Origin of the sequence: Mediterraneibacter butyricigenes (assembly GCF_003574295.1) — a bacterium.
GTDB classification, from domain to species: Bacteria; Bacillota; Clostridia; order Lachnospirales; family Lachnospiraceae; genus Mediterraneibacter_A; species Mediterraneibacter_A butyricigenes.
In genome coordinates, this window is record NZ_BHGK01000001.1 from 347,611 (window position 1) to 361,307 (window position 13,697).

General features: G+C 46.1%; 10 protein-coding genes. 1 reads left to right on the plus strand and 9 read right to left on the minus strand.

Annotated features, from left to right (window positions below):
- Nucleotides 1-18 precede the first annotated feature (18 nt).
- Entirely contained in the window at nucleotides 19-3,777 is a 3,759-nt protein-coding gene (locus KGMB01110_RS01715; RefSeq protein WP_119297372.1) for a phosphoribosylformylglycinamidine synthase, read from the minus strand.
- A 131-nt stretch (nucleotides 3,778-3,908) separates the two neighbouring features.
- A complete protein-coding gene (locus KGMB01110_RS01720; RefSeq protein WP_119297373.1) occupies nucleotides 3,909-4,607 on the minus strand; it encodes a TIGR01906 family membrane protein in 699 nt (232 codons plus the stop codon).
- Between the two features lie 75 nt (nucleotides 4,608-4,682).
- Between KGMB01110_RS01720 and KGMB01110_RS01725 the strand changes: the two genes are divergently transcribed.
- Entirely contained in the window at nucleotides 4,683-5,555 is an 873-nt protein-coding gene (locus tag KGMB01110_RS01725) for a LysR family transcriptional regulator (protein WP_117601953.1), read from the plus strand.
- 73 nt (nucleotides 5,556-5,628) lie between these two features.
- Here KGMB01110_RS01725 and KGMB01110_RS01730 read toward each other — a convergent pair whose 3' ends face one another.
- The 7 genes from KGMB01110_RS01730 to KGMB01110_RS01760 form a co-directional block, all read right to left on the minus strand.
- Nucleotides 5,629-8,022 (minus strand): ATP-dependent DNA helicase, encoded by a 2,394-nt coding sequence (locus tag KGMB01110_RS01730; protein WP_119297374.1) that lies wholly within the window; start codon nucleotides 8,020-8,022, stop codon nucleotides 5,629-5,631.
- 14 nt (nucleotides 8,023-8,036) lie between these two features.
- Nucleotides 8,037-8,417, minus strand: coding sequence for a dihydroxyacetone kinase phosphoryl donor subunit DhaM (gene dhaM, locus KGMB01110_RS01735; protein WP_117601951.1), 381 nt, complete (start codon nucleotides 8,415-8,417; stop codon nucleotides 8,037-8,039).
- Nucleotides 8,418-8,430: 13 nt separating this feature from the next.
- Nucleotides 8,431-9,054, minus strand: coding sequence for a dihydroxyacetone kinase subunit DhaL (gene dhaL, locus KGMB01110_RS01740; protein WP_117601950.1), 624 nt, complete (start codon nucleotides 9,052-9,054; stop codon nucleotides 8,431-8,433).
- A 47-nt stretch (nucleotides 9,055-9,101) separates the two neighbouring features.
- A complete protein-coding gene (gene dhaK / locus KGMB01110_RS01745) occupies nucleotides 9,102-10,091 on the minus strand; it encodes a dihydroxyacetone kinase subunit DhaK (protein ID WP_119297375.1) in 990 nt (329 codons plus the stop codon).
- Nucleotides 10,092-10,199: 108 nt separating this feature from the next.
- Nucleotides 10,200-10,988: a TIGR03915 family putative DNA repair protein gene (locus KGMB01110_RS01750; RefSeq protein ID WP_119297376.1), complete on the minus strand. Its 789-nt coding sequence runs from the start codon at nucleotides 10,986-10,988 to the stop codon at nucleotides 10,200-10,202.
- Nucleotides 10,966-12,363, minus strand: a complete 1,398-nt coding sequence (locus tag KGMB01110_RS01755) for a putative DNA modification/repair radical SAM protein (RefSeq protein ID WP_243112850.1) — start codon at nucleotides 12,361-12,363, stop codon at nucleotides 10,966-10,968. The genes KGMB01110_RS01750 and KGMB01110_RS01755 overlap by 23 nt, the downstream gene beginning before the upstream one ends.
- 310 nt (nucleotides 12,364-12,673) lie before the next feature.
- On the minus strand, nucleotides 12,674-13,663 hold the full coding sequence (locus KGMB01110_RS01760; RefSeq protein WP_170141676.1) for a LacI family DNA-binding transcriptional regulator: 990 nt from the start codon (nucleotides 13,661-13,663) through the stop codon (nucleotides 12,674-12,676).
- Between the last annotated feature and the right edge of the window lie 34 nt (nucleotides 13,664-13,697).

A 13,697-nucleotide genomic window follows, 5' to 3' on the forward strand; every position in this document is an offset into this window, starting at 1 on the left:
ACTATCAAATTCAAAGATTTACCTGAAATAGTTCACACCGGATTCAAAAATCTTCAGATCCTGTTCGCCATAGATATTGATTGCCACAGAATCTCCTCTTCGCTCTGAATGTGCCATCTTTCCAAGCACTCTTCCGTCCGGACTCGTGATTCCTTCGATTGCGCCGTAAGATCCGTTTACGTTCCACTCTTCGTCCATCGTGATCTGTCCGTTCGGATCGCAGTATCTGGTCGCAATCTGTCCGTTCTCTTCCAATTGTTTTAACCAGGCTTCGCTTGCCACAAATCTACCCTCACCGTGAGAGGCCGGATTGGTATAGACTCCCCCGAGTTCTGCGCCTGCAAGCCATGGGGATTTGTTGGTCATCACTTTGGTATATACCATCTTGGAAATATGACGTCCGATCGTATTGTAAGTCAACGTTGGGGCATCTTCTGCCTGTCCGGTGATCTTGCCGTAAGGAACCAGTCCCAGCTTGATCAGAGCCTGGAATCCGTTACAGATTCCAAGTGCCAGTCCGTCCTGTTCATTCAGAAGTTTTTCTACTGCTTCTTTAATCTTCGCATTCTGGAATGCTGTCGCAAAGAATTTTGCCGATCCGTCCGGTTCATCTCCGGCACTGAATCCACCCGGGAACATCATGATCTGAGCTTTTGCGATCGCTGCTTCGAATTCTGCCACGGAGTCTCTGATGTCTGCCGCATCCAGATTCTTAAATACCTTTGTAATCACCTTTGCACCGGCACGTTCAAAGGCTTTTGCACTGTCGTATTCACAGTTTGTACCCGGAAATACCGGAATAAATACGGTCGGCTGGCCAATCTTGTGACTGCAGATATGTACCTTGTCCGTCCGGAACAGCTTTGTCTCCACTTCTTTTTCTTCGCTTGCTTCAGACTTGGTTGCAAACACATTTTCCAGTGTCTTTTTCCATGCTTCCTCTGCCTCATCCAGTGCGATCTTCACTTCACCGTAGACCAGAACCGGCTCTTCTGTCACTGTACCGACAACCTCGTAATCTGCCTGTAACTGATCCAGACTGTCCGCTTTTACTTCTGCCAGAATTTCTCCGAAACCTGTCTCAAACAACGTTTCTTTCGAAAGAGACGGATCCACTTTCACACCCATCTTGTTTCCAAATGCCATCTTGGCAAATGCGGCTGCCAGACCGTGACGATCCAAAACATACGCAGACATGATTCTTCCCGCACGGATATCTTCTGTTACATGTCCATACTGTTCCATTACTTTTTCATATACCGGCAGATCATAAGCATCCCGTGCAATCCGGATTCTGACCAGTTTGTTTCCGGCACTCTTAAGTTCCGGTGTGATCACATCTTTTTCTGTCGCCATATCCACTGCAAAGGATACCAGCGTCGGTGGCACATCGATCTCCTGGAAAGTTCCGGACATACTGTCCTTTCCTCCGATGGCCGGAAGTCCAAATCCAAGCTGTGCCTCATAAGCACCCAGAAGTGCTGCAAACGGCTGACTCCAGCGTTTTGGATCTTCTGTCATTCTGCGGAAATATTCCTGAAAAGTAAAACGGATCTTCCGGTAATCTCCACCCGCTGCCACAATCTTTGCCACAGATTCTACGACTGCATAAACCGCTCCATGATACGGACTCCAGCTGGACAGATAAGGATCAAATCCATAACTCATCATGGATACACTGTCTGTGGTTCCGTTCATCACCGGAACTTTTGCGATCATGGTCTGTGTCTCTGTCATCTGATATTTTCCGCCGTGAGGCATAAACACAGATCCGGCACCAATAGAGCCATCAAACATCTCCACCAGTCCCTTCTGGGAGCACACATTCAGATCACTCAGTAAGTTCAGCCAGGTTTCCTTTACTTCACCCCTCACTTCTTTCGGAAGGAACAGGCTTTCTTCTTTTTTCGGAAGTTCTACTTCTACATTGGTTTCCTGGTGCGCACCATTTGTATCCAGAAATGCACGGGAAAGATTGACAATCTCTTTTCCTCTCCATACCAGAACCAGTCTCGGTTTCTCTGTTACAACGGCAACCTCTGTTGCTTCCAGGTTTTCTTCTTTTGCATAAGCCAGGAACTGTTCTACGTCTTTCGGATCGACTACAACAGCCATACGTTCCTGAGACTCGGAAATTGCGATCTCCGTTCCGTCCAGTCCGGCATATTTCTTTTTCACTTTATCCAGATCTACGATCAGACCGTCTGCCAGTTCTCCGATTGCCACTGACACTCCGCCTGCTCCGAAATCATTACATTTCTTGATCAGATGGCTGACTTCTTCCCGTCTGAACAGTCTCTGGATCTTACGCTCTGTCGGCGGATTTCCTTTCTGAACCTCCGCGCCACAGGTTTCAATGGATTCCTCGGTATGTACTTTTGAGGATCCGGTGGCGCCTCCACAGCCGTCTCTTCCGGTTCGTCCGCCCAGAAGGATGATTGCATCTCCCGGATCTGACGTCTCACGAATCACCGCACGACGCGGAGCAGCTCCCATAACCGCACCGATTTCCATACGTTTTGCAACATAATCCGGGTGATAAATTTCTTTTACCAGTCCCGTTGCCAGTCCGATCTGGTTTCCATAAGAACTGTAACCGCTTGCTGCTCCCCGTACCAGTTTCTTCTGCGGAAGCTTTCCTTTCAGTGTCTCTGCCACCGAAACCGTCGGATCTGCCGCACCGGTCACACGCATTGCCTGATATACATAAGTTCTTCCTGACAGCGGATCACGGATTGCACCGCCAAGGCAGGTTGCAGCTCCACCAAAAGGCTCAATCTCTGTCGGATGGTTATGTGTCTCATTTTTAAAGTTAATCAGCCATTCTTCTGTCTTTCCGCTTACTTTGATCGGAACAACAATACTGCATGCATTGATCTCATCCGATTCTTCCTGATCCTGAAGTTTTCCTTCTTTTTTCAGTTTCCGCATCGCCATCAATGCCAGATCCATCAGACAGATAAACTTGTCTTTGCGATCTCCGTACATGTCCTGATGGTCTTTCACATATTGCTGATAAGTCTTTTCGATTGGTGCTTTATAATCTCCCTCATCAATCTTTACCTCTTTTAATTCCGTGGAAAAAGTCGTATGACGACAATGATCTGACCAGTAAGTATCCAGAACCCGGATCTCTGTCACTGACGGATCCCTTTTTTCTTCTTCCGTAAAATAATGCTGAATATGCTGAAAATCCTTGAATGTCATTGCCAGTCCCAGAGAATCATACAGTGCTTTTAACGCGGTTTCATCCATCCGACAGAAGCCTTCATACGTCTTGATATCTTCCGGTTCTTCAAATTCTGTCACCAGTGTTTCCGGTTTTTCCAGTCCTGTCTCTCGGGAATCCACCGGGTTGATACAGTGATTCTTAATGGCAGCCAGTTCCTCTTCCGTAATCTTTCCCCGAATCACATAGGTCACAGCCGTTTTGATCACCGGCTTTTCATCTTCTTTAATAAACTGGACGCACTGCTCCGCAGAATCTGCTCTCTGATCGAACTGGCCTGGAAGAAATTCTACAGAAAAAACTGTATCTTCCTCATCTCTCGGAAAATCTTCCTGATACAGAAAATCTACCGGCGGCTCTGCAAACACACCTCTGCAAGCTTTTTCAAATGTATCCTCCTCTATATTTTCCACATCATATCGAATCAGCTCCCGCACTCCGGTCACTGCCATAATTCCAAGATAGTGTCTGATTTCGTGTCGTAACGCCTTTGCCTGTACAGCAAACTCTGGTTTCTTTTCAACATAAACACGTCTTACCTGTCCCATCATGTCCTCCTAATGATCTTTCCTCGGTTCACAACTCTTGTTTCTCTGCTGCAACTTCTTGTCTTCGTTTTACAAGCTTTGCCTCAAGTATATCACGATTATTTTCATTAGTATAATTAATAGAATTAAATTTATTTATAATCTATGCTAATTTTTCTTACAAGCCCACAGATTGCGGACACCCCAAGCAGTGCCGCTCCAAAGATTTTGCCAATTCGAAGTGTCATATCCAAGAAGAACCCTTCCGGAAGAATCCGGATCATATAGTCCGTCTCCGGATCCAACAGCCAGAGATCATTATTAAAAAACAGCTCATGAAATTTTGTAAACACCGCCGTAAAATCTCTGGATATCAGGAATCCCAGCACCAGCAATATCAGGAAAAAGACCGACACTGCCAGAAACCAGGATCTGGTGAGACATTCTTTCAGATCTACCTTCCAGCGGATCAGAAGCCCCAGACAGATTGCCATCAGTACAAGACAACATCGCCTCAGAAACAGTCCGCCGAGGAACAGATTCTTTACATCCGCCATATGTAGCCTATCCTGTTCGTTAAAGAAATCCTGAACCTTCCAGTCTACGACAGTCGTAATAGAAAGTTCCTTCTTTTTCCCGATCAGATATTTCATCATCGTGCGCGTCACTTTCATGACTTCTTTGGGTTCCATATGAACCTCGGAATAAACATCATATTTGTCATACTCTTTTCTGTAAAAGGAATAATCCCCATACGCCGCATATTGAAAAGATGTGATCAGAATCACAAGAATCATCGCCAGCGCCAGGATCAGTCCTGTTACGGATTGTAACACTTTCTTTTGTTGCATTTTCTTTCTCTCCACTTTACATTCTTTTCTTTTCGTCTTATAATACACTTATCTTTTATTAGGAGGACTTATGATATGGATATTAATTACGAACTTTATAAGGTCTTTTATTATGTTGCTTTATCTCTCAGCTTTTCCGAAGCTTCCAAGCATCTGTTCATCTCCCAGTCTGCCGTCAGTCAGTCTATCAAGACGCTGGAACGCAAACTGGACCAGAAGCTGTTTATCCGAAGTACCAAACGGGTTCAGCTTACTCCGGAAGGCGAGATCTTACTGCGCCATATCGAACCTGCCATGAATCTGATCCAGCGTGGGGAAGCACAGCTTACCGACGCCGCAAAGACCGGAGGACAGATCCGGATCGGTGCCAGTGACACCATCTGCCGTTATTTCCTGGTTCCTTACCTGGAACGTTTCCATAAGGAATTTCCCCATGTCCACATCAAGGTCCTGAACCAGACTTCCATCCGATGTGTGGAACTTCTGGAAACCGGTCAGGTGGATCTGATCGTAGTCAATTATCCCAACTCCTATTTAAGTAACGTCTCTTCGATCAAGAAAATCCGTACTTTCCGGGATATTTTCATCGCAAACCAGGCGTTCTCAGAACTGAAAGACCGAAAGCTTTCTTTCAAAGAGCTTTCCCAGTATCCCATCCTGATGCTGGATCGCAAGAGTACCACCAGTGAATTCCTTCACCGTCTGTTTTTACAGCATCAACTGGATCTTGTTCCGGAAGTCGAACTCAGCAGTAATGATCTGCTGATCGACCTTGCCCGGATCGGTCTTGGCATCGCTTTCATTCCGGATTATTGCCTGAAAGAAGTTTCTTCTGATCTGTTTGAAGTAAAGACTCAGGAAACACTGCCGGAACGTGAACTGGTCGTTGCCTACTCTGAACAGATTCCTGTCTCCAAAGCAACTCAGGCTTTCCTGAATTACTTTTAATATTTCTGAATATATCAGAATATTATGATTCTTTCATGATAGCACGCAATTGCCACACAAACAAAGTATTTTTTCACGGGCTCTGCCAGAAGTCTTTTACTTCTTTTAAAATAGTCTCTTCGTTTCCCGTCGTGCAGTCCGACCATTCTTTTGGAAAGATTGCACGATTTTTTGTTCCCTGGAATCTCTCGTCCAAAAGTACGATGATCCCCCGATCTTCCTCCGTACGGATCACTCTTCCTGCTGCCTGCAACACTTTGTTCATTCCCGGATAACGATAGGCATAATCAAATCCCGGAAGATTCTGGCTGTCAAAATACGCTTTCAGAATTTCCCTGTCATTGCAGACCTGAGGTAAGCCCGTTCCCACGATGATCGCTCCGATCAGGCTGTCCCTGGTCAGATCAATGCCCTCAGAAAACACACCGCCCAGCACACAGAATCCAAGCAAAGTTTCTGCCTTTGTTTCTTCGTTCGTGCCTTCCTCCGCCGTTTTCTGTGTTTTGCCAAAAGCATCCAGAAACGCTTCTCTTTGCGCTTCATCCATATAGGGTTCCTGTACCAGACATTTTACAGAAAAGGCCTCTCTTTCCATCCGATCTTTCACTTTCTCCAGCACCGACTCCATAAAACGGTAAGATGGAAAAAACACCAGATAATTTCCTCGTTTTTCCGCAGTGATCTTCAGCAGATAACTTGCATATTTCTCATACATGTCCATTCCGCGCATGGTGTATTTTGTGGTCACATCCATTCCCAGAAGGATCCTTCGGTTCTGCACCGGAAAGGAAGATCGGATGTAGATTGCATAATCATCCGTTCCGGTACTTAAAAGCTTTTTATAGTAATGAATCGGCAGAAATGTGGCAGAGAAAAATATCGTACTGTTCCCCATATCCAGATATTCCTGCAGATTCTCTGCCGGATTCATACAGGCAAGTTTCAATTTGAATCTGCCATTTTCTTCCAGTTCTGTATAGATGACATAGTGGTCATCAAGCCGCTCATAAATATAAAGAAAATTTCGAACTTTGAAAAAGAAATCCAGAATTTCCGAGTGAATCTCCTCTCCTCTTCGTTTCTCCAGATAGTCTTCCAACTCTGTCAGCACATTCATCAGCTTCAACGCAATATGTGACACACTGGTCTGCACCCGGTAATTTTCACACTCCCGTTTCAATTCCAGAAACTGTTTATTGCATTCCCTCAGCGCCTTTGCCAACTTTGCCGCCTCCAGACGAACCAGCTTTTGTACTTCCAGGATCTCTTCTTTATAAAGTACGGCACTGTACATCTCCCTGCCGCGCTCCACCAGATTGTGAGCTTCGTCCACCAGGAACAGATACTCTTCTTTTGTCCCCTCACCGAAAAAACGTTTCAGATGGGCATTGGGATCAAACACATAATTATAATCACAGATGACTGCATCCGCCCATTCCGACAGATCCAGAGATAATTCAAACGGACACACCCGATGTTTTTTTGCCTGTTCTTCCAGCGTGCTGCGATCCATATCGTCTGCCGTAGTCAGCAGATCATACATTGCATCGTTCACCCGGTCAAAATGTCCTTTCGCATAAGGACATGCATCCGGATTACATTCCATCTCCTCACAGAAACAGATCTTTTCCTTCGCTGTCAGTGTGATGACTTTCATCTGAAGTTCCTGTTCCTTCAGCGTCTGGAATGCCTGTTCCGCCACCGTCCGGGTAATGGTTTTTGCCGTCAGATAGAAAATCTTCTCTCCCAATCCTTCCCCCACGGCTTTTACAGTTGGAAAAATCGTCGCCATCGTTTTCCCGACCCCTGTGGGAGCCTGAACAAACAGTTTTTTCTTTCTCAGTATCGTCCGATATACCGAAACTGCCAGATCCTTTTGACCTTCCCGATAAGGAAACGGAAACTCCAGTGCTTTTATCGAACGATTTCGCTTCTCTCTCCACTGAATCCGAAATCTTGCCCATTTTTCATATTGATGAACCACATCCAAAAACCAGTGTTCCAGTTCCTGAAAATTTAACGTTTCCTGAAACCGTTTGATCTCTTCGTTTTCCATGTTACAGTAGGTCAGTTGTACCCCCATCTCCTCCCATTGATTCTGAAGAGCATAAATATAGGCATAACATCTGGCCTGAGCCAGATGTACGCCTATTGGTTCGGTGATGGAAGTCAACTCTTTCATAACCCCTTTGATCTCATCGATCATTACATGATCCTCTTCTTCCAGGATTCCATCGGCCCTTCCTTCAATCTGGAGGACAAATCCCTCCGCCGGAATCTGAAGTTTCAACGGAACTTCTGCCCGATAAGCACTTCCCATCCTCTTCTGGATCTTCCGATGGATCTTACTTCCGAGCTGCATCAGAGTGCTGTCCATACTTCCTGATATTCGATTGTCTATATCTCCTTCCCGCAAAATAAACTCTACGAGATTACGGACCGAAATCCGAACCACTTTTTCTTCCATAAACCTCTTAAACCTTAAAACTTGTGTTCCATTCCGGATTGTGCCAGTTGAGACGCAATCTCTTCAAAAGAAAGACCACCAACCGCACTGACTGTACCCGCCACGGCGCCTTCCACCAACGGGCAGTCCACCATCTGAACCTTACGATCCGGCATCATCTCCAGCACCATCTCGGTCGTCATAACCGCAGATCCCATATCCATCAGGATCAGGACTCCGTCTTCTGTATAGATTTCATCGATCGCTGCCTGAATCTTCTCAAAACTGGTTCCGAAACTGCCGTCTTCCATGCCTCCCGCCGGTCTGATCCTGGCATCCGGAGCCATCATCGTAGTCAATTCTACCACACTTTCTGCCAGATTCTTACTGTGAGATACAATAACAAATCCTACCATAGCCGTCTCCTTTTCAGATCTGATCTCTGATTACTTCCAGCATATCACTGTAAGACGTTGCACCCGGATCCTGATGTCCGATTCCGCGTTCTCCCACATAGCTTGCGCGTCCCTTGGTTGCCACCAGATCTTTGGTATGTTCCACGCCTTTCCATGCTGCATCCACACCTGCACTCAGTACGGCTTTTGCATCTCCGCCTTCTTCTAGCTTTGTATGCATAGCTTCCAGAGACGGAACCATTGCATCCAGCATGGTCTTTTCTTCTGTCGTGGATTTTCCGCGCTGTTTCACTGCCTCTGTTGCCGTCTCAAGCACCGACAGAAACTCCGAAAGATCCAGTTCTTCCTTTCCTGCGCATGCAATCCCGGCTTTCAGGAATGCAGATCCGTACAACGGTCCCGATGCTCCTCCAACCGTAGAAACCAGAGTCATACCGACCGTCTTCAGGATCGTGCCGATGTCCTTACCTTCCAATGTAGGAAGTTTCTTTTCTACTTCTCCGAATCCTCTTGCCATATTGATCCCGTGATCACTGTCACCAATCGGCTGATCCAACTTAGTCAGAAAATCTTTTTCTGCCTCAATCTTATGAGCGATCTCCTGCAGGATCTGGATTACTTTTTTACTGTCTGCCATTTTCTTCACCTTTCTGTCGTATCATACTGCCTTTCCTGCCGTTCCTGCTATTCTTTCCAGGCCGGTGTATCTGCCTTTGCATCCAGCAGCTCTTTCATCTCATCATCCAGCTTTAATAAGGAAATAGAGAATCCCTGCATCTCAATGGAAGTCATATAGTTACCTACCATCGTGCGATAAACCTTAATTCCTTTTTCTGCCAGTACATCAGCAATATGGTTATTCAGGATATACAGTTCCATAAGCGGGGTGCCGCCGGATCCGTTGACCAAAAGTGCCACTTCACTTCCTGTATAGTCCAGATCTGACAAAATCTGCTCCAACAGAATATCCACAATCTCATCTGCCGGACGCATCTTTTCCCTATGAGTTCCAGGCTCTCCATGAATACCGATTCCGATCTCAATTTCGTCGTTGCCAAGTTCAAATCCCGGTTCTCCAGCTGCCGGTACGATACATGGACTGATTGCCGCACCCATGGTCCGCACATTGTCCACTACTTTCTGTGCCACTGCATGAACTTCATCCAGACTTGCACCCGTCTCTGCTTTTGCTCCGGCAATCTTATGTACAAAAATTGTTCCTGCCACGCCACGGCGTCCGATCGTGTACAGACTGTCCTTTACCGCAACATCATCATTGGTCACCACATACTGTACCGGAATTCCTTCCGCCTCTGCCATGTCGGCTGCCATCTCGAAATTCATCACATCACCGGTATAATTTTTAACAACCATCAAAACACCTTTGTCTGTGGCGATCGCCTTGATTCCTTCGTAGATCTGATCCGGTGTAGGAGAAGTAAATACAGCTCCGGCTACCGCAGCGTCTAACATTCCTTCTCCCACAAAACCACCGTGAGCCGGTTCATGTCCGCTACCACCTCCGCTGATCAGAGCCACTTTTCCTTCCTTCTTCTGCGCACGTACTACCACATTCCCACAATCCAGTTTTCTCAGGTGATCCGGATAAGCCTTTACCATCCCCTGTATCATCTGATCTTCTACCTGTGACGCATCGTTAATAAATTTCTTCATCGTATGACCTCCTTCAACTCCTGTGAATGAATCTAGCCATTTACCAATTTCAAAACCTGTATCTATTTTAACATCCTGTCAGATATTACACAATAAGGTTCTTAAATTTCATAAACAATTTCTCCGCGTTTCTTCAGCAAATTCCACCATATCCTTTCGGTATCTGAGCGGAAGATGATTTTGTTGACATCTCAGATTGGTTCTTTCCCGGATAGCGATCGTCTGACAGAACCTCCGGTACAGTTCCGCATAAAACATTTCCCCCTCCGTTGTCTCTTTCAATAACTCCTCCCGGATCTCCGGCTGTTCTGCAAGGATCCAGCGTTTTCCTTTTTCATGGATCAGAAAACTGTCATGAGTCTTATCGCGGATCATCCAGTTTTCCTGTGGAAACCGGTCCGAAAAATGTTCTCCCAGACAAGACAGGATCCGATTCTCCGGATGGATCTCCGAAAACAAAATCCCCTGTTTCAGTTCCCGGAACCGCACCACTTCGATAAACATATGAGCTTCATTCCCCACCCTTCTGCTCAGTTCAAAAACACGTGCAACCCGGTCATTACTCAGATATTCCAGAATCCGCCCCGGTTCTTTCAGATATCTCGCTGTCTGAAGCGTCCCCAGCACTACGTCTGCCTTATCATCCGCTTCCGAGAGCAATGTCAGATACAATTCCCCGGCAACCTCTTCTCCCAGATTTCTCCAGATCATTTTCTCTACTGCCTCCCGCTTTTTCACACGGACTTCCACCGGAACATACTCACAGAACAATTCCGTGTCGTACCGTCCTTCCAGACGGATTCCATTGTCCCCCGCCGTTCTGGAATCTCTCCATGCGTCATAGATCGCAGAATACATTGCATTCAACGTATCCTCACATACAAATAGTTTCTTCATTTCGGAAATTTTCCTCTCTGAAATTCACATCATCAAACAAGGACAACTGTTGATATCCCACTTCTCTCACTTCCCTGGGGAGCCGTTCTTTCTGTGCCATGAGATTCTTCAAAATAGAATCCTGTTCAAACCGTATCGGATACATCATCTTTCCCTGACAGGTAATAAAATAAATGGCCCGTTTTAAAACTACTCCGATCTTTTTCAGATCCTGAAAAGTCAGTACTCCCATTCTTCTTGCTTTTACGATCCGAAGCGCTGATTTGTACCCGATCCCCGGCACCCTCAGAAGTTCTGAAAAATCCGCCCGGTTAATCTCCATCGGAAATACATCCAGATGACGCAGCGCCCAGTCACATTTCGGATCCAGCCAGATATTAAAATTCGGATGTTCTTCCGACAACAGTTCCGATGCTTCAAACTGATAATAGCGAAGCAGCCAGTCTGCCTGATAAAGCCGGTGTTCCCGTAGAAGTGGCGGCCCGATCTCTGTCTGCGCCGGCAACAGATCCGATCGTTCCCCCACATAACGCCGTCCCTGATTCACATTAACAAAAGCAGAATAAAACACCCGTTTCATGCCGAAATTCTGATACAATGCCTCAGAAACTTTCAGAATCTGATAGTCCGTCTCTTTTGTCGCACCGATGATCATCTGGGTACTCTGTCCAGCCGGGACAAATCTCGGCGCATTGTGATAGAGCTGAATCTCTTCCTTATTCTGCTTTCCGTAATTCTGCACCAGGCGCATAGGTGTCAGAATCTTCTTTCTGGTCTTATTCGGAGCCAGAAGTCTCAGACTGTCCGCCGTAGGAAGTTCCAGATTGGTACTCATCCGATCCGCCAGAAAACCGGTCTTCTGAATCAGATCCGGAGATGCTCCCGGAATCGCTTTTACATGAATATAGCCCTGAAACCGATATTTGGTGCGCAGCAGACGCAGGGTTTCATAGAGCCTCTCCATCGTATAATCCGGATTCTTCAAAATACCGGAGCTCAGGAAGAGGCCTTCGATATAATTTCTCCGATAAAATTCCATTGTCAGGGTACAGACCTCCTCCGGTTCAAAAGAGGCCCGTTCCACATCATTTGATCTGCGATTCAGGCAATATTTACAGTCATAGATGCACTCATTGGTATACAGAATCTTCAACAGAGAAATACATCTTCCGTCCGCCGAAAAACTGTGACAGATCCCGGCTTTCTGACAGTTTCCCATACCGGTTCCATCCCCTTTTCGATCTACCCCGCTGGAGGTACATGCCACGTCGTATTTTGCTGCATCTGTCAAAATCTCAAGTTTCTTCCAGATATCTTTTTCGGCAGGTCTTTTCTGATAAACTTTTCTCTCTGCAATTGCCACCTCTTCTGTCATCTCTTCCATAACTCCCTTTGTAAAACTATACGAAACACTCTCTGCAAATTCCTCAGTCTATCACGGCTGTCACACTGAGTTCCTGCGGACACGAATCTCTGAGTGTTCCTCCGCTTTCAAATAGAACATATGTTCGTATTAAAAGAATACTATATTTCAAAAAGATTTTCAAGTCCCGAACAAAAAAACAGTCACTGAACAAATCCTTTCAGGATTTCATCCAATGACTGTCTTCCTCTTATCTTATTCTTCGGCACAGATCTTAACTTACCGGTAAATCCTCTGTCCGATTTCCAGGTTCTGTCTGTCCTTAAGTTGTCTCCCTCAGGATCAACTTCGGTTTTAAAACTTCCGTTTTCCTTTCTGACCGCTTGTCCAGCACACGTTCTACTGCAAACTGACACATTTCCTGAATTGGCTGGGCAACGGTTGACAATGCCGGAACAAACACTTCCGCCAGCGGCACATCATCATATCCGATCACAGCCACCTCTTCCGGCACCTTCTTACCGGCATTTAAAAACGTCTTCAGAATCCCCGCTGCCACAATATCCGAGCTCACCAGAATTCCATCCGCACCAAAGCGAAGAAGTTTCTTTCCAAGATGGATGCCTTCCTGCCATTTATCGCCCGGACCTTCTGTGTCACAAACCAGTTTCGGATCGTACATTCCTTCCTCTTCCATCGCTTTCTGATACCCCTGAAAACGATCCCGGATTGCCTCCAGTTCCGTATGCTGTCCAACGTATGCGATGTATTTTCTTCCCTGTTTCTGCAGGAATTTCACCGCTTCGTATGCACCATAAAAGTTATCCGTATTCATGCAGGATAATCCTTCGGCTGCACTTCCGCCTTCCAGAACCACGCCATTACATCCGGCGTCTTTTAAGACTTTCCAGCATTCCTCATTCAGCAACTGATATGCCACGATCATGCCATCCACATTATAAGTCAGCATTTTTCTGAGACTGTCCATCTCCGTATCTTTTTCATAATTGGTAGAACTGACCATCGTAGTATACCCGCGCTTCCGCAACATGGTCGAGATCAGACTGACCATTCTGGAATAATATTCATTGGAAATATCCGGAATCAGGATTCCTATAATCTCCGACCGGTTTGTTTTCAGGGCTCTGGCTGTATAATTCGGCTCATAGTTCAGTTCCTTAATTGCCCGGTTCACTTTTTCTTTGACTTCCTCAGAAATCGTCGCCGTACCGTTAATTACATAAGAAACGGTAGGCTGTGTCACACCTGCCAGTGCAGCCACGTCCTTCATGGTCGGTCTTCCTTTTCTCATAAGAACCTCTTTCTTTCCATTCATTTCCCGGGAT

Bases quoted from the DNA above. Each gene is read 5' to 3' on its own strand.
- KGMB01110_RS01715 (WP_119297372.1), bottom strand. From the start codon at position 3,777: ATGGGACAGGTAAGACGTGTTTATGTTGAAAAGAAACCAGAGTTTGCT.
- KGMB01110_RS01720 (WP_119297373.1), bottom strand. From the start codon at position 4,607: ATGCAACAAAAGAAAGTGTTACAATCCGTAACAGGACTGATCCTGGCG.
- KGMB01110_RS01725 (WP_117601953.1), top strand. From the start codon at position 4,683: ATGGATATTAATTACGAACTTTATAAGGTCTTTTATTATGTTGCTTTA.
- KGMB01110_RS01730 (WP_119297374.1), bottom strand. From the start codon at position 8,022: ATGGAAGAAAAAGTGGTTCGGATTTCGGTCCGTAATCTCGTAGAGTTT.
- dhaM (WP_117601951.1), bottom strand. From the start codon at position 8,417: ATGGTAGGATTTGTTATTGTATCTCACAGTAAGAATCTGGCAGAAAGT.
- dhaL (WP_117601950.1), bottom strand. From the start codon at position 9,054: ATGGCAGACAGTAAAAAAGTAATCCAGATCCTGCAGGAGATCGCTCAT.
- dhaK (WP_119297375.1), bottom strand. From the start codon at position 10,091: ATGAAGAAATTTATTAACGATGCGTCACAGGTAGAAGATCAGATGATA.
- KGMB01110_RS01750 (WP_119297376.1), bottom strand. From the start codon at position 10,988: ATGAAGAAACTATTTGTATGTGAGGATACGTTGAATGCAATGTATTCT.
- KGMB01110_RS01755 (WP_243112850.1), bottom strand. From the start codon at position 12,363: ATGACAGAAGAGGTGGCAATTGCAGAGAGAAAAGTTTATCAGAAAAGA.
- KGMB01110_RS01760 (WP_170141676.1), bottom strand. From the start codon at position 13,663: ATGAGAAAAGGAAGACCGACCATGAAGGACGTGGCTGCACTGGCAGGT.